Annotated in this window: 17 protein-coding genes, 1 tRNA gene and 1 pseudogene; 11 read left to right on the top strand and 8 right to left on the bottom strand. The window is 44.6% G+C overall.

All coding sequences use genetic code 11. The features are described 5' to 3' along the window. Window positions 1–56: 56 nt before the first annotated feature. Window positions 57–500, bottom strand: a complete 444-nt coding sequence (locus BWI96_RS03835) for a peptidylprolyl isomerase (protein WP_106635378.1) — start codon at window positions 498–500, stop codon at window positions 57–59. A 460-nt stretch (window positions 501–960) separates the two neighbouring features. Here BWI96_RS03835 and BWI96_RS03830 point away from each other — a divergent pair, with 460 nt between their 5' ends. Together BWI96_RS03830 and BWI96_RS03825 are read left to right on the top strand one after the other, a co-directional pair. Then, entirely contained in the window at window positions 961–1,365 is a 405-nt protein-coding gene (locus BWI96_RS03830) for a hypothetical protein (RefSeq protein WP_157830207.1), read from the top strand. A 438-nt stretch (window positions 1,366–1,803) separates the two neighbouring features. Beyond that, a complete protein-coding gene (locus BWI96_RS03825) occupies window positions 1,804–2,079 on the top strand; it encodes a hypothetical protein (RefSeq protein ID WP_106635376.1) in 276 nt (91 codons plus the stop codon). 84 nt (window positions 2,080–2,163) lie between these two features. Here BWI96_RS03825 and BWI96_RS03820 read toward each other — a convergent pair whose 3' ends face one another. The 5 genes from BWI96_RS03820 to galE form a co-directional block, all read right to left on the bottom strand. Beyond that, the gene (locus BWI96_RS03820; protein ID WP_106635375.1) at window positions 2,164–3,297 is read right to left on the bottom strand and encodes an acyltransferase family protein; all 1,134 of its coding nucleotides are present in this window, start codon (window positions 3,295–3,297) and stop codon (window positions 2,164–2,166) included. A gap of 62 nt (window positions 3,298–3,359) precedes the next feature. Beyond that, window positions 3,360–4,532 carry an AraC family transcriptional regulator gene (locus BWI96_RS03815; protein ID WP_106635374.1) on the bottom strand — a complete coding sequence of 391 codons (1,173 nt, stop codon included), beginning with the start codon at window positions 4,530–4,532 and terminating at the stop codon, window positions 3,360–3,362. Between the two features lie 56 nt (window positions 4,533–4,588). Next, window positions 4,589–5,449, bottom strand: coding sequence for a glucose-1-phosphate thymidylyltransferase RfbA (rfbA, locus tag BWI96_RS03810; RefSeq protein ID WP_106635373.1), 861 nt, complete (start codon window positions 5,447–5,449; stop codon window positions 4,589–4,591). Between the two features lie 149 nt (window positions 5,450–5,598). Next, the gene (gene rfbB, locus BWI96_RS03805; protein ID WP_106635372.1) at window positions 5,599–6,657 is read right to left on the bottom strand and encodes a dTDP-glucose 4,6-dehydratase; all 1,059 of its coding nucleotides are present in this window, start codon (window positions 6,655–6,657) and stop codon (window positions 5,599–5,601) included. A 46-nt stretch (window positions 6,658–6,703) separates the two neighbouring features. Beyond that, a complete protein-coding gene (galE, locus tag BWI96_RS03800; RefSeq protein WP_106635371.1) occupies window positions 6,704–7,717 on the bottom strand; it encodes a UDP-glucose 4-epimerase GalE in 1,014 nt (337 codons plus the stop codon). Window positions 7,718–7,974: 257 nt separating this feature from the next. On the opposite strand from galE, the pseudogene BWI96_RS03795 reads away from it, so the two are divergent. Then, a pseudogene (locus tag BWI96_RS03795) lies at window positions 7,975–8,837 on the top strand (transglutaminase-like domain-containing protein). A gap of 96 nt (window positions 8,838–8,933) precedes the next feature. Here BWI96_RS03795 and BWI96_RS03790 read toward each other — a convergent pair. Next, window positions 8,934–9,593 (bottom strand): 4'-phosphopantetheinyl transferase superfamily protein, encoded by a 660-nt coding sequence (locus BWI96_RS03790; RefSeq protein WP_157830206.1) that lies wholly within the window; start codon window positions 9,591–9,593, stop codon window positions 8,934–8,936. Window positions 9,594–9,769: 176 nt separating this feature from the next. On the opposite strand from BWI96_RS03790, the gene BWI96_RS03785 reads away from it, so the two are divergent. The 6 genes from BWI96_RS03785 (at window position 9,770) to BWI96_RS03760 (ending at window position 13,425) form a co-directional block, all read left to right on the top strand. Beyond that, a complete protein-coding gene (locus BWI96_RS03785) occupies window positions 9,770–10,684 on the top strand; it encodes a WD40 repeat domain-containing protein (protein WP_106635369.1) in 915 nt (304 codons plus the stop codon). Between the two features lie 144 nt (window positions 10,685–10,828). After that, window positions 10,829–11,599 (top strand): DivIVA domain-containing protein, encoded by a 771-nt coding sequence (locus tag BWI96_RS03780; RefSeq protein WP_106635368.1) that lies wholly within the window; start codon window positions 10,829–10,831, stop codon window positions 11,597–11,599. 33 nt (window positions 11,600–11,632) lie between these two features. Next, a complete protein-coding gene (gene folB, locus BWI96_RS03775) occupies window positions 11,633–11,983 on the top strand; it encodes a dihydroneopterin aldolase (RefSeq protein ID WP_106635367.1) in 351 nt (116 codons plus the stop codon). Window positions 11,984–12,036: 53 nt separating this feature from the next. Beyond that, window positions 12,037–12,237 (top strand): hypothetical protein, encoded by a 201-nt coding sequence (locus tag BWI96_RS03770; RefSeq protein ID WP_106635366.1) that lies wholly within the window; start codon window positions 12,037–12,039, stop codon window positions 12,235–12,237. An 89-nt stretch (window positions 12,238–12,326) separates the two neighbouring features. Next, window positions 12,327–12,686 (top strand): hypothetical protein, encoded by a 360-nt coding sequence (locus BWI96_RS03765; RefSeq protein WP_157830205.1) that lies wholly within the window; start codon window positions 12,327–12,329, stop codon window positions 12,684–12,686. Window positions 12,687–12,831: 145 nt separating this feature from the next. Continuing rightward, window positions 12,832–13,425 (top strand): N-(5'-phosphoribosyl)anthranilate isomerase, encoded by a 594-nt coding sequence (locus BWI96_RS03760; RefSeq protein ID WP_106635364.1) that lies wholly within the window; start codon window positions 12,832–12,834, stop codon window positions 13,423–13,425. A gap of 539 nt (window positions 13,426–13,964) precedes the next feature. Here the strand turns inward: BWI96_RS03760 and BWI96_RS03755 are convergent. Next, the gene (locus BWI96_RS03755; RefSeq protein ID WP_106635363.1) at window positions 13,965–15,200 is read right to left on the bottom strand and encodes a nucleoside recognition domain-containing protein; all 1,236 of its coding nucleotides are present in this window, start codon (window positions 15,198–15,200) and stop codon (window positions 13,965–13,967) included. A 143-nt stretch (window positions 15,201–15,343) separates the two neighbouring features. Between BWI96_RS03755 and BWI96_RS03750 the strand changes: the two genes are divergently transcribed. Further along, complete coding sequence (locus BWI96_RS03750) at window positions 15,344–16,024, top strand: M15 family metallopeptidase (RefSeq protein WP_106635655.1); 681 nt, start codon at window positions 15,344–15,346, stop codon at window positions 16,022–16,024. A gap of 266 nt (window positions 16,025–16,290) precedes the next feature. Beyond that, window positions 16,291–16,365, top strand: a tRNA-Val gene (locus tag BWI96_RS03745). The last annotated feature ends 39 nt before the right edge of the window (window positions 16,366–16,404 follow it).

The following is a 16,404-nucleotide window of genomic DNA, read 5'->3' as shown; positions in this document are numbered from 1 at the left end:
GAAAAGGCCGAATTGCTCGTAGCAGTTCGGCCTTTTCTTTCAGATCGCCAAGTTACTTATGCTTCTTCGCGAATAATTTTAATTGACTGGATAACGTCACCCTGACGGATATCATCCACAATATCCAGCCCTTCAATAACCTGACCAAATGCCGTGTGCACGCCATCCAGGTGAGCGGTGTTCGAACGGTTGTGGCAGATAAAGAACTGGCTACCACCCGTGTTAGGTCCGCGGTGAGCCATAGACAGTACACCACGATCGTGACGCTGACGCTCGGCTTTCGTTTCGCAGGGAATTGAGTAGCCAGGGCCACCTGCACCCGTTCCGGTTGGATCGCCACCCTGAATCATGAAATTAGGAATCACCCGGTGGAACTTCACTCCATTATAAAATCCCTTTTCTGATAAATCAATAAAGTTTTTAACCGTAATAGGCGTCTCTTTTTCGAAGAGCTCAATCACCATTGTGCCCTTGTCGGTTAGCATTTCAGCTTTTACCATTGCGTGTATACTTAGTTAGTTAAGAATGCGAAGTTAATTATTTCAGCCGACAGGACTGAAAATAGTCCGGGCTTCCTGGAAATTAACCTAAAGTAAGCTCATAAAATTCCCTCTGAGCATATTTAGAAACAGCCTTGTGGAAGACATTGCAAACCTGAAACTTAAAAACGAGGTTAAAATTTTTCAAAAAATAAAAATGACCATTTTTAAACTTGTTTTTATTAAAAAAATAACATTTCAGACAAAAAAGGTCCAAAATTAAACGTGTACTATAGCATTAAAACAAAATTTTATAGAAGTTTCTTCACTTTAAAACCTTATTATTCTACATATAATACAATGTTTTATCAGAATTAATCTAATTATTCCAAATTATTTATATATATTTGTATAAAGACTTTCAGTCAGTCAGGGAATAGTCTTTTTTTAGTTCAGTATACATTACTAGATATATAAAGTCATGAAACGCTATATGATTACCGCAATTCTGGCCGCGTTGGTTGGAGTTGCCGGAGCACAGGACAAACCTAAATTAGATCACGGATATTCCACAGGTAACTATAAACACGCGAATAAAGCAGCAGTAGCTCGCCAACAGGAACAGACTTCTGCCACTTTGCAAAGAGATGGCTCTGTTAGAGAAACCCTTGGCTTACAGTCTACTGGTAATTACAAAGCTCAACGGCCTTATTCAACGTTAGGAAAGCTGAATACTCCAGCACCACCTGTTACCGGATATGCCACGACGGATCGCAGCCAATCGCCCCGAAATTACAAGACGGGCGTACCGATGACTTCTTCCGCAGAGGCTCAACAAGCCAAACGAACGAAAGACAGTCTGCGTACTACTAATGCGGATGAATAACCACGAAAGCCGGGTCAATTACCCGGCTTTTTCTTTTTATAGTCATTCGGCTCTGTCAAGTAACTTAATAGATGACTAGGCCAACGGTTCCATGTAAGGTATTGAATTGAGTAAGCTTTCTTTCCTTCATGATCTTCTCCCTAAGACGGCCAGAGGCCTATAGTTATGTGGTCACTCGGCAGAGCCAAGCGACTGCATGCGAGTAATCGTGAGTGAAATTCTTTCCGATCTTCACTAGGTAACTAATCCAGCTTTTTCTTTTGTCTATATCTAGGTAGTATTACCTCACTAGAGGTCAATTCTCTACATTATTCCCAACTTGCCAGAATCTCGGCATCTCTATATAAGTAACTGTTTATCAATATTTTAATTCATATGCTTATAAAATGGCACGCTGATTTTACCTACTATAAGCATAACTAAATAGAACTAGATATTATGGATAAGTTAGCAAAGTTTGAGTTAATGGAAAAAATAGTTCGTGAATTAGGCGATCTGCAAAACAGCCAAACTGCTGTCCTCAAAAAAATTGGTCAGATCGAAGTGGAGAACATTGAGTTGAACGATAAACAACTGGAAAACGGTGTATCGGATTTATTCACCAAGTTGTCAGACTGCCTGGACTCAGTAACGGCCATTCATACGGAATTTGAGCAACGAACTGCTCAGTTCCAGAAAGATAATAATCTGGTGCCGGAAGAATCTGCTAGTTAGATATTTCCTTTCCCCGATTAACCGGAAGAGGAGCTCAATAGAGCTTCTCTTTTTTTATGTCTGAATGATTGGTTTCTTATCCATTTACTGCCGAATGTGAGTTTTCATCCCAAACAGTAAACGAGTCAGTTGAAAACGCCGGATGATTAATTCATACAATAGCCAGCATCCTCCGAAAGTAATTCCGACCAGTAGTAGAAATTTCAAAGGCCAGGCCATAGGCAAAGGAGCCAGATAGTATCCTGCGGAAACCGTAATCGTTTGGTGAAGGATATAAAATGGATAAACCGCCTCATTAGCGTAAGCTAAAAATCGATTATTGAAACGAAGGTAACGATATCCGTTACCGAAGATGGCCAACAAACAAGCCCAGGCGTTGAAAGTTCTAAAGAATTCATAACCCGCCCAGGCAGCTCCTTCCTTAGGTATCGAATCAATCCAGAAAAATGTATAAAGAATAGTGGTGCAAACGCATACTAAGCCGAGCGTTAAAAAGCGGTAACGGGCCAACGTATCCCAGAATTGTTGTTGGGTGCAAAAGACATAACCCGTTAGAAAAAGGCTGAAGTAATGCCAGTGTTGTCGCCAGTCGCGAACCAGGTTATTGGTGGTTGGAAAGCGTTCGTCCCACCAAAAATCAGCAAGCCAGTGCCAAACAGTGGGTATTAGCAACAACCACAAAGGATTCGAGAAAACCTGAGCTAATCGAGCCGTGAGTTGTTGCCCTCCAGGCTTTCGCAATAGTAATAAAATAGGTAATCCGATTACCGAATAACAGAACAGATAGGCCAGATACCAGAGGTGATGCCAACTGAAATTACCCTTAGGGTACGGCAGGAATTCGAAGGTTGACGGATAAAATTCCAGAAAGGAATACGTGGCCCCATTACTGATTCTTTCGAAGAAAATTTGAGGCGGAATAATGAAGAACATACCAAAAACCAGCGGAATGAAAATGCGTTTGGTACGTTCGCCCAGAAAAGATCCCGCCGAGCGTTGCCCTAATGCCCAGTATACGCCCATTCCAGAAATCATGAAGAGCAAAGCCATTCGCCAGGCACTGGTAAACATCATCGGGTACTCAACCCAATGGGTTTGAACATTGTTTTTTACGTGCCATCCCCAATAGTTGAAGAACATGCCCGTATGGAAAAAGATGAGTAAAAGAAAGGCAAGGACGCGGAGCCAGTCGAGATCGTAACGACGAATAGATTTCATGGGTATTTTGATTTGAATACCCAAAAGTCTTGTGAATCAGGGCCGTCAGGCGAATGTACAGATCAGGAAGATGTACCCGCCGATAGGGACGAACTTCGAAAAACGGCGGGAGTCTGCCCCGTTTCCCGCTTAAATGCTCCGTTAAATGCTGACTTTGAGTTATATCCTACGCTCTCGGCAATTTCTTCAATTTTCAGATGGTTATATTGCGACGAACGTAATAACTCCTTAGCTTCCTGAATTCGATGCTTTGCTAACCATTCGAAGAAACTCAATCCCATGGCGTCGTTGAGTACTTGAGAAAGGTGATGCGTAGAAACGCCGAGCTGCTGAGCCAGTTTGGGTAAAGAACAGGCTGAGTCCAGATAAGGCTTTTCAGTACTAATCAACGTTTGTAACTTTTCAAGCGTTCGTCGCTGCAACTCGGGCGTTAAAGAAGACCGTTCGTATTTAGGAGGTTCAGGTCTTTCTACTTTGAAAAATCCCGACTGTCGGATAATGGTAAAACTGGTGGCATAAATTACGAAGGCCATGTGAGCTACTACCAAATGATCGCCCAAGTCGCTTTCAAAGGTGGCCCGGGTCACCAAGTAAATGATTACAATCAGCGTCAGGTGAACCATCAGATTTCTATACCAGAGTAGTTCCGACTGCTGACTAGACCAGAGCGAAAGCTGACTTCGTTTAAAAGCCTGACTTATTTCTTTCCAACCCAGAAAAAGATAAATCACCATGCTGATTCCGGTAAAATCATTGATATGCCACTTGGGCCAGAACATCCAGCGTTCGCCGTAGCATTCGAAGGGTGGTTGTGGTACTTCCGGGTGAAAAGCGTCTAGAAAAGCTTCATATTTGAGACTCAAAGGCTGTGGATACCACATCGCTACCATGTAAATCAGGTATAAAGCGGCGGGTAAAAAATGCCAGGCTTCTTTCCAGGGCCAGGTTTTACGTAAGCTCGTCCGAAAGTACAAATACAAACAGGGAAAAATGACCAGATTAACAGGTTCGGTGGAATCCACCAGACCTAATACCTGAACCATGTAATTGGTATACCCTAGCCATACATCACTCATTAATACAATCATGGAAAGCAACGCAATGCCCAGAAAACGATTCGGAAACTGCTTGCCTTTGCTATGAGTGAGGAAAAAATACACTAGAAAACCACCCTGTATAATGCCAAGCAGAATCAGGATCGCGAAAAGATCAATATGTGGCTTTAAATCGGGCATGTACAAAACAAAAAAAGCCTACCTCGCGGTAGGCTACGAAGCTACAAAAGGTTTGCTTACTTAAGCAAGTTGAGCAGATACTTGCCATAGCCACTTTTAACCAGGGGCTTGGCAATTTCTTCCAGCTTGGCTTTGTCAATGAAGCCCATGCGGTAAGCCACCTCTTCGATACACCCGATCTTGAGGCCCTGCCGCTCTTCAATCACCTCCACAAATTGCCCCGCCTGCATCAGCGAAGCAAACGTACCCGTATCCAGCCAGGCCGTGCCCCGGTCCAGTACGCCTACTTTCAGCTTGCCTTTCTCCAGATACACCCGGTTGATGTCGGTAATCTCCAGCTCACCCCGAGGACTTGGCTCGATGGCTTTGGCAATCTCCACGACTTCATTGTCGTAGAAGTATAAGCCCGGAACGGCATAATTGGACTTAGGCTGTTCGGGTTTCTCTTCGATGCTGAGCACATTAAATTCCTCATCAAACTCCACCACCCCGTACCGCTCAGGATCGTGTACCTGATAGGCATACACCACCCCGCCCTCGGGATCGTTATTGGCCTGCAAGAGTTTCGACAGGCCCGAGCCGTAGAAAATGTTATCGCCCAAGATCAGAGCTACTTTATCCTGACCGATAAACTCCTCCCCAATGATGAAGGCCTGAGCCAGTCCATCCGGGCTAGGCTGTACGGCGTAGGTGAACTGGCAACCCAGACGGCTCCCATCGCCCAGCAATTTCTCAAAGTGCGGCAGATCGTGGGGCGTCGAGATAATCAAAATCTCTTTAATGCCCGCCAGCATCAAAATCGACAGTGGATAATAAATCATCGGCTTGTCGTAGACGGGCATCAATTGCTTGGATACGGCCAGCGTCAAGGGATGCAAACGGGTACCGGAACCCCCGGCTAGTATAATTCCTTTCATGTGTTCAGTTTTGAATGTCTGAATGAGAGAAGGAGTGAATGGTTGAAGCAAGAGGCCCTTCTTTCCTGGGAAACGAAGTAATCAACTCAGCGAACGTACTATAAATTCACCGCATAGATTCACTCATTCATTCCTTCTCTTCTTCAAAATTAACGTTGTGCGTACATGCTTTCGTAGTAGTTCTGATAGCTACCCGAAGTCACTTCTTCCAGCCACTGGGTGTTCTCCAGATACCACTCTACAGTCTGAGTGAGTCCCTCTTCGAAGGTAACCGAGGGCTGCCAACCCAGTTCGTTCATGATTTTGTGAGCATCAATGGCATAACGCAGATCGTGCCCCGCCCGGTCGGTAACGTAAGTAATGAGGCCTTTGGAAGTACCCGCCTGACGGCCCAGTTTATCATCCATGATTTCGCACAGCAGGTGCACTAAATCAATGTTTTTCCACTCGTTAAAGCCGCCAATGTTGTAGGTTTCCCCTTGCTTGCCCTGGTGGAAAACCACATCAATGGCTCGAGCGTGATCTTTCACAAACAGCCAGTCCCGCACGTTTTCACCTTTGCCGTAGACGGGCAGGGGCTTGTGGTTAAGGATATTATGAATCATTAGCGGAATCAGCTTCTCGGGGAAGTGATTGGGTCCGTAGTTATTCGAGCAGTTGGTCAGCACAAAAGGGATGCCGTAGGTATTGCCATAGGCCCGAACGAAGTGATCCGAAGAAGCTTTCGAAGCTGAATAAGGGGAACGGGGATCGTAAGGGGTGGTTTCTAAAAAGAACTCATCGGGATTGTGCAGTTCACCGTAGACTTCATCCGTCGAGACGTGGTAGAACAGGTGACGGGAGTAGTCGTCTTTCCAAGCCTTTTTAGCCGCGTTCAACAGATTGACTGTGCCCACCACGTTGGTAAGCACGAAAGCCATGGGATCCGAAATCGAGCGGTCCACGTGACTTTCAGCGGCCAGGTGAATCACGCCGTAGAAGTCATGCTCAGCAAACAGAGCGTCCAACACATCCGCCTCGCGAAGGTCAGCCTTGACGAAATGATAGTTGGGCTCGTTTTCGATGTCTTTTAAGTTAGCCAGGTTACCGGCGTAGGTTAAGGCATCCAGGTTATACACCTGATACACGTCTTTGTACTCGGTCACAAACCGGCGGACCACATGCGAACCAATGAAGCCCGCTCCGCCCGTGATTAATAGCTTTTTCATAAATTAATAAGGAAATATTTTAGAACAGGCTGACCCTTGAACGACTCTATTTTGCTAACTGTTCCTGCCAACGCCAGGCATCCGCCAGAGCTTCCGCCAGCGTTTTCTCGGCCTGCCATCCTAATACGTCTCTTGACTTGCTTACTTCAGCGTAAATCTCCATAATGTCACCTGCCCGACGAGGAGCAAATTCATAATTTACTTTCACGCCCGTTACCTCTTCAAACGTATCAATCAACTCCTTCACGCTGGTTCCTTTACCCGTTCCGATGTTGAAGTATTCGTAATAGTTCGCGTCTTCTTGTTTCACTAGCAATTCCAGGGCCTTCACGTGAGCTTTCGCTAAATCAACTACGTGGATGAAATCGCGGATGCAGGTTCCGTCAGGCGTGCCATAATCATTACCGAAGACCATCAGTTTTGAACGGATACCAATCGCCGTCTGAGTTACGAAAGGAACCAGGTTTGCAGGAACTCCAATGGGTAATTCTCCGATCAGGGCTGATTCGTGAGCTCCAACAGGATTAAAGTAACGCAGGGCTAATGCTTTTAAACCAGGCTTGGCAGCTACCGTATCCCGAATGATCTCCTCACCTACCTGTTTGGTATTGCCATAAGGCGAAGCCGCGGGTAGTACGGGCGTTTCTTCAGTTACGGGAATGGAGTCGGGCTGGCCGTATACGGTGCAGGAAGAAGAGAAAACGAGATTAGACACGCCATTAGCGGTCATCGCTTCCAATAAAGTTACCAGAGCTGAAATGTTGTTTCGGTAATAGAGCAACGGTTTTTCAACGGATTCACCTACAGCCTTGCTGGCCGCAAAATGAATCACCCCCTGAATGTTTTCTTCTTTGAAAATCTTAGTTAACAGAGCCGAATCATTGCAGTTGGCTGAGTAACTCTTTACTTTTCGACCTAAGATGGTTTCTAATCGATCCAGAACTTTAGGTTCTGAGTTGGAAAAATCATCCAAAATGATGGGTTCAAAACCAGCTGCTATTAATTCTACGACAGTGTGTGAACCAATAAATCCGGCTCCGCCGGTAACTAGAATGTTCATAAGAAAAGGCTTGAACGCTTTTTATATTGACTCCAAAAATAGGCAAAATACCTATGACCAAACTAATGATTTAGATGATGATTTCGTAAAAGATGACCCATTAAACACTATTTTTTTTCTTCTTTTCTTATCGACATACTTTTCTTGTCTTAAGCTAAGCCTAGAATGCCGGGAATGCTTTTGCGAAAAACTATGTTAAAGCCTTTGGCATTTGGCCTAATAAATTGTAAGTTGAATACGTAATCATCAATTTCGCTATGGATAATCGCGAACTAAAAGCTTTGGTTTCTTTACTAGAGGACGATGATCGGGAAGTTTCTTCATTAGTCGAACAGAAAATTCGGTCCCTGGGGGATTCGATCATTCCTTTTCTGGAAGACCATTGGGAAAACTCCGGTTTTAACCCTAATGTTCAGAAACGTATCGAGGATTTAATTCACGATCTGCAATTTCGCACCCTTACAGAACGGCTGCGAGTCTGGAGAAATAATGGTGGCACCGACTTACTCGAAGGCCTCTGGCTCATTGCTACCTATCAATACCCGGACTTATCGCTGACGAAATTACAGCAGGAGGTAGATCAGATTTATTACGACGCTTGGCTGGAATTTCGGCAGGGCATGCACTCCGCAGCCCAGATTGATACGCTGAATTATGTCTTCTTCAAAAAGCTGAAGTTTGGAGCTAATACCAAGAATTTTCATTCGGCGGCCAATTCCATGCTGAATATCGTGCTGGAAACGCACAAAGGTAACCCCATCAGTCTCTGCGTTTTGTATATGCTGGTAGGTCGCGACTCGGAATGCCTTTACACGGGGTTAACCTTCCGAATTTATTCGTACTCACCTATAAGGTTGACGACGATACTCAGTTTTACATCAATGTTTTTAACAAAGGATTGATTTTTCGGCGAAAAGATATTGACAATTACCTGGCCCAGCTTAACCTGGCTCCTAACCCCATTTTTTACGATCCCTGCACCAATACAGACATCGTGAAACGGGTATTACGGAACCTGACGCTGGCTTTTGAAAAAACTGGCGATGACGAACGAGCCCAGGAAATGAATCAGCTTATTAAAATGCTTTCTGAAAACGATGATACGTATGATCTGAATTAGTGGTTCGTTATGCATTCAAAGCAAAGGCCAGACTTAGACAGTCTGGCCTTTGCTTTGAATCTTGCTTATACTATTGTTTGTCTCAACAACAACCAACTATTCTGCCACAACGGTCAGAATGCAGTCTTCAACAGCTATTACTTCCAGTTGATAGGACTTAGACTCTGTTTCCGTGCGAATCCAGCCTGTGATATGAAGGCTCTCTTCGCTAAATGGCTCAATGAGTATATTTCCTTTAAAACTCAGTTTTTTCTCTCCGTATAACTTATACAAAGCTTCCTTGCCCGTCCAGTAAATGCCCAATTTACGAAGATTTTTCTGAGCATGTTCCTGTTCCGTTTCACTCAGGTATTTATGGGAAACGACCGCTAATTTTTCACTAATAGGCTCAATATCAATCCCTACTCTCTCGACAGGATGCCAAATCACCGCCGCAAATCGCAGTGAGTGAGATAATGAAAAATGGCTGTTGGTATTATGCAGGAAAGGCTTATCATAAATGTCCTTCCGAATCCCATGATACGTTTCGCCGACGGATTCGACCAGGGTTTGAATAAGAATCCGACTGGCCAGAAATTCACGTTGCTTTTGAGGGTGATTAATTTCCTGAAACGTAGCTATATCTGCCGGGCTTCCCCGAAATAAGTGTTGTAGTTCCTCTAATTCTTCCGTAATTTCCCAAAGAGCAACCTGCCCTTGCCCATCAAAAGGCCGCATCCAAACCAATGGCATCCGATTCTGCTTAAATTTGGACAAAAATATGGATTCATCGAACGCTGTAGGGCATTTCAGGTTAGAAGTTTTAGGAAAAGAGCCGCTCAGGTTTCTAATTTTCAGTAAAAAATCTTCCCCTTTAGGCCTAAGTTCTGCTCTGTTCAGGAGCGGCCAGACCCTTGGTAACTCCTTCATCCAGATGAATCATACAACGAGTTATGGCTTTACAAATTGAAAAGATAGATACATTCGCCGGGCACCGGGACGCTATTTATGCCCTTAGTCCGGCCAAAGAACCGCAGCAGTTCTATTCCTCTGGTAGTGATGGCTTAGTCATTCGCTGGGATCTGACTAAACCCGATCTTGGCGAACTCATCGCCCGCATTCCGGCTTCGGTTTACGCCCTTGCTTATGACGAATCGACGGATTTACTTTGGGTAGGTCAGAATTTTGATGGCATTCATCGCATTAACCCTATAACACTACAGCAGCAAGATTCCATTCAACTGACGTCTTCTCAGATTTTTGATATAAAGCTTTTTGAAGACCTCGCTCTGGTGGCTCAGGGCGACGGAACCGTTACCGTTCTTGATCGGGCTAGTTTCCAGATTCGCAAGCACTTAAAAGCCAGTGAGGCCTCGGCCCGAAGCCTGGACGTAAACCCACACAGCCGGGAATTCGCCGTCGGTTACAGCGATTGTACCATCAAAATTTTTGATCTCGATACCCTAACTTTAAAATTTATTATTGCGGCTCATACACATTCTGTATTTTCCGTTCGTTATTCACCCAATGGCCGCTTTTTAGTTTCCGGTGGCCGTGATGCCCACCTGAAAAGCTGGAAGGTGGGTGATCCTTACCAAATACAACAGGACGTAGTGGCCCACATGTTCGCAATTAACCACATTACATTTAGTCCTGACTATCAGAAAATTATAACCGCCAGCATGGACAAAACGCTCAAGATCTGGGATGCTCAGACGCTGCGTTTACTAAAAGTGCTGGACTGGGCCCGTTTTGCGGGTCATCGCACCTCCATTAATAAAGTGCTATGGTTACCACTGCAATCGGGATTGATTTCCGTTTCTGACGACCGACTGATTTCGATCTGGAAGGTTATCGAGCAGGTTTAAATTTCGGTTTTTTGGAAATAAGCTGGTCTTTCCCGTTGAAATGTAATTCTATTGGATAATTTTGAATACTAGAAACCTTCACAAACGAGATCGAGACCGAGGAGCTAATTTTTGGTTTGAATCAAGTTTCAGCCCAATACGACAATGAAAATTACACCACTTGATATTCGTAAGCAGTCTTTTGAACGCGTTTTCCGGGGTTATGATAAGGATGCCGTCGATGCTTTTTTATCCACCATTTCGCAGGAATGGGAGCGATTATTAGATGAAAACCGCCTGCTTCATGAACGTATTGAACGTACAGAAAATGATTTCAGCAAATTAAAAGCTCTGGAAAATACCCTCTATAAAACCCTGCAAACTGCTCAGATGACAAGTCAGGAGATGGCAGTCAAGGCTCAGGAGGAATCCAGTAAAAAAGTAGTAGAAGCGAATCAACAGGCGGAAGACGTTCTTTCGAAAGCTCGCAAAGAAGCCAACATGCTGCGAATGAATGCGGAGAATAAGGCCCGTTACATCATTGAAGAAGCAGAAAACGAACTCAAAGGCCTCGAACGGGACATCAAGGCCATGGATAAATACCGCGATACACTCATTTCTCAGTTAAAAGGATACGCCACAGAAACGTTGGAACGGCTTCAGCGATACGAAGAAAAATCGCAACCCATTCCTTTTGAGCAAAAAGCGGCTGAGCTTCAGGAAGTATTAGCTGGCATCTCAACCACTGCGGCTCTACCCGAAAACGTAGGAACGGATGAGCCCGAACCTCCGGTTGAGATACAGGAAGAAGTAACCCCACCCACGCCAGTAGCCGAGGTAATAGCTGCGGAGCAGGCTCAGGTAGAAGAACCCGAACAACCCGTTCAGACGGAACCTGTCAATAAAGAAGAAGGTTCTTTCTTCGATAAGATCTAAATCATCGGGAGCTTTCAGGCTCCTCTTTTTTTCATGGGAACAATTGCCTTAGAAGGTCTGGAATTTTTTTCCTACCACGGTTTTTACGAGGAAGAACAAAAAATTGGAAATCGCTACTCTATCGACGTAATCATTACCGTTGACTTTGAGCAAGCTGCCATTACGGATAAACTCAGCGAAACAGTTAATTATTCAGACGTTTATCAGATTGTGGCAGAATTGATGCGAAAATCACATAAGTTACTGGAACACATCGCTTATCAGATTATTCAGGGAATCCGTGATCATTATCCTCGCGTGGAAAAAATTAAGGTTTCCGTGTCTAAATATAATCCACCCGTGGGAGGCGTTTGTGAACGCTCCCGCATTACACTGGAGGGTTAAGCTGGCATGAATTTAGTGTGATGGACTGCCTGTCACACTAAATTTTTTAAGCCATGGATTATCAACTGGTAGACCCCAAAGAAGAGGCTTTTCACAACGAGTATTTCGAAATTTCTTTCCCTGATCAGACGCATCCAAGTCTGTATTTTACCTCTAACGCCGAAATTTTGGAAGATGTAGCGGCTGAAATTGTACACCGCCACGCCGATAATACGCCCGGCTGGCAAATCATTCCTCATGCCAAAAAGCACTAGGAAGTTCCTTAACAATCTCTTTTCAAATCTTTCATGTAAGTATTACTTCGGTTCAATAGCTTTGGATCTTTAATGCAATTCATACAACCATGAAATTTGTTTTTATCCTATTCCTTCTGATCTGTGGAATGCAGGCTTATGCCATCACTCCCCCAAACCCAGCAGCCATTGCTCAAGCGGACAGCCTTGTTTGGAAAGACTACGTAGGTAAATACAAAGGCATTGAGGGCGTTTTTGAAAACTTGATTGTTAGTGTCGAAGACGATAAACTGATGGGCGAAGCTACCGGACAGGGGAAAGGCCAGTTAGTAGCCGACACGAAAGCTGATACGTTTAATGTACCGGGTTATCATGCGATCATTATTTTCATTCGAGACGCTGACCATAAAGTCATTAAATACCGAATGCAGGTACAAGGCCAGGAGTTTGAAGGAGAAAAGATTGAATAAGGCTGTTGATAGGAAGTTCTTACTGCCGGTGGATAGCTGGCAGTTTTGTTTTATGTCCATTAACCCGAAATGAGTAAAGACAGATTCCTGGAAATCTTCTAGTTTTGTCAAAAAAATGGAGTTTCTATAAGGCTTCTTTGTTTCTATGACTTTACGTACGCTCGTTAAAATTTCAAATATTACTAACCTTTCCGACGCTCGTTACTGTGCCGGTATGGGCGTTGAGTGGCTGGGTTTTTCGATGGATACCATCGCATTGGATCGCTTCAACGAAATCAGAGGCTGGCTGGCCGGGGTTTCTATTGTGGGAGAAACCGATGCTCCCCATCTGGATCAGATTAAGGCTTTGGTTGCGGAGTATAAACCCGATGTGCTACAAATCAGCCACGTAGAATTAGTGGAAGAAGTAAAAGAATTAGGCTTACCCATTATTCTGAAACTGGATTTGGCCGAAGGCTTGCCCACCGAATTAAGCGGAGCCGATTATTACCTCATTGACCACTCCGATCCCTTTGCACACATTGACCCACCCACGCTGGGTTACCTGGATCAGTTTGCCTATAAATACCCAACGCTACTGGCTTTCGGTATTAACGAAATGAATGTACTGGAGGTAATTGATCAGATTCCGGTAAAAGGTATTGCCCTCGCAGGTGGTGAAGAAACCCGCCCCGGCTTTAAGGAATTTGGCGAAATGATGGACATTCTCGAACGCCTGGACGAAGAAGGAGACTTTTAGTTATTTAAGGGTTATTGCTTCAAGAACAAGCATAGCCGCGGGATAATCTCGCGGCTATGCTTGTTCTTGACGTATTAGGTATGCCGATTTGTACCCATTGTTTCTGTAGAGACGCGATGAAGTCATATCTCTACTTACTTGATTGTATGCTTTCTCGAATTGACAATTATTCCCGCCCTGGTTGGTTTCCTCACCAACCAGGGCGGGAATAATTGACTAGTAAAACCGCCTCTTACCCAAACGCGATGAAGTCGCGTCTCTACTTGAAATGCTTGATTGCTATGATTTTTCGGATGGGCAATCATCCGCCTTGGTTGGTGAGGACACCAACCAAGGGCAGGAGATTGGCGTATGGGCCCATCCAACGTTTACCCCGGATTGTCATCCGGGGCTATCTATGTTGAACCCCTCCGGGGTTATACCTCCCATTTCTAAACAACTTCCCTACCTTTACGGGTTTTCACTTCCAAAACTCAAAACTCAAAACTCAAAACTCAAAACTCAAAACTCAAAACCGCAGCGGCGGCCGCTCCAAACTCTTATGCAAAGAACAAGTATCCTACTGCAATAGCTGCAACAATTCCGGCGAAGTCGGCTAATAAACCTGCCCATAACGTATAACGCGTTTGCTTGACGTTTACCGAGCCAAAATACAGAGCGATTACATAAAGAATAGTATCGGCTGAACCCTGAAAAATACAGGCTAACCGCCCTACAAAAGAATCGGCCCCGAAGGTTTTCATCGTATCAATCATCATGGCCCGTGAGCCACTTCCGCTTAAAGGGTGCATCAGGGCGGTGGGCAATGCATCCACCCATTCCGTTCGGATGGGTAAGTAACTAAAAGCCCAGCGAAACCCTTCTACCACATACCCCAAAGCTCCTGAGTTTCGCAGTACGCTAATGGCAACCAGCATTCCAACCAGATAGGGAATCACTCGAACAGACGTTTCAAAACCACCCTTGGCTCCCTCGATAAAACTAGAAAATACATCTATCTTTTTTCGAAAAGCAGCGATCAAAAAAGACAGTACAAAACCAAAAAGAATCAGGTTACTGAATACTTTAGAGAAAGTTTCAATCCCTTCTTTTGAAAGAGTATTCAGGTAAGCTAACAAGGCTACAATAGCGAGCGTCAAGCCACCCAACCAAGTCAATATTACCCGATCTAAAAGGTTAATTTTCTGACGAAAAGCGACGAAGAGTAACCCTACGAGCGTGGCTACATAGGTGGCAATCAGGCAGGGAATAAATACGTCGGAAGGATCTGTAGCTCCGTACACCGCCCGCTGAGCCATTACTCCCAAAGGAATTAATACCGGCCCCGCCGAGTGCAGGGTCATGAACATAATCTGGGCGTTGGTAGCTACTTCTTTGTTCGGGTTCAGTTCCTGCAAGCTCTGCATGGCTTTCAGCCCAAAAGGTGTCGCTGCGTTATCCAAACCCAGCATATTCGCCGAAAAATTCATGATCATCTGCCCGTGAGCCGGATGGTCTTTCGGTACTTCGGGAAAAAGTCGATTGAAGAAAGGACCAATCCGCCGAGCCAGAAAACCAATGGCTCCTGCATCCTCTCCAACTTTCAAAATGCCCAGAAAAAAGGTCATTACACCCGCCAGAGGCAAGGCAATTTTCATTACCGCGACCTCGGCTGAATCGAACATGCCATCAACGAGGAGTTTGAAAATTTCAGTGTCTCCAAAGAGAATGAGCTTAAAAAGGGCTACGACAAACGCAACAATGAAGAAGCCAATCCAGAGGTAATTAAGAGCCATGGGGAAACACTAATAAAAGTCGATATGCTTTCGGAAGCCTGAATTTCGCTGAAAAGCCTTAAAAACCAGTTTTCCAGGAAAAGAAAAACAAAAGCTCCTCCTGGCCGTATTATGTGTATCATTCTGATTTAATTCAAATTTCCATGAAGTTTCTTCTGTTTTCGCTGACTTTATTACTCACGAATCCTGCCAAGCTTACCACCGCTCCCTGCCCGGACGAGGCAAATCTGGAAAAAGCCGGATTGGTTGATATTCAAAAAGTTGACCCTAGTTTATTGGTCGATTTAAAATATTCGACCACAGATAACTTTGTCAAGAAAGATGTGTACGGCTGCATTACTCGCTGTTACCTACAACCCGACGTGGCCCAGAAACTAAAAAAAGCTCAGGAGCACCTCCGAAAAAATCATCCGAATTATCGTTTGCTGGTGTACGACGGTGTTCGTTCGCGGAAAGTACAGTGGAAGCTTTGGGAAGCTTTACCACAATATGCTCCCAAATACCGTACGAATTACGTGGCTCACCCTACTCGCGGTTCTATTCATAACTACGGCTGTGCCGTTGACTTAACCGTGGCCACTGCCGACGGTAAAGCCTTGGACATGGGTACTCCTTTTGATTTTTTTGGTAATGAAGCTTACCCCCGTAAGGAGGATGAAATGCTTCGGCAGGGAAAAATCACAAAAGAGCATGTTAAAAACCGACAGATCTTACGGGATGCCATGCAGGCGGGCGGCTTCATGGGCATCACCAGCGAATGGTGGCACTTCAATGCCATGAGTCTGGCCCAGGCAAAGTTGAAATATACCATCGTGGAAGAGTAGTCTTGTTGACGTGATTTTATCGCTTCTGACTACGAAGAGGACTAAAAAGAAGGTAACAGATTGATTCTACCCAGACGTAATAAATCGTCGTCTCTGCAGAAACAAATCCATTAATTTTTACTGCCGTAACTTTTTTAAAAAATTAAATACTGATTATCAGATCAATAAAAATTATTTTAAACTTTTTTCAGGGAATACTTGCGAAAGGCTCATTTCATTACGTAAGTTTGCAACCCCAAACGACGGGAAAACAGAAATAAAAAGAAGGGTGATTAGCTCAGCTGGTTCAGAGCATCTGCCTTACAAGCAGAGGGTCGGGGGTTCGAATCCCTCATCACCCACTTCATTTTTATTTCAAATCTAGCCTTCGGGTGATTAGC

The sequence above is a fragment of the Siphonobacter sp. SORGH_AS_0500 genome (assembly GCF_002838835.1).
Lineage (GTDB): Bacteria > Bacteroidota > Bacteroidia > Cytophagales > Spirosomataceae > Siphonobacter.
The sequence above is the reverse complement of the archived record's forward strand: the minus strand, read 5'-3'. Positions and strand labels throughout refer to the sequence as shown.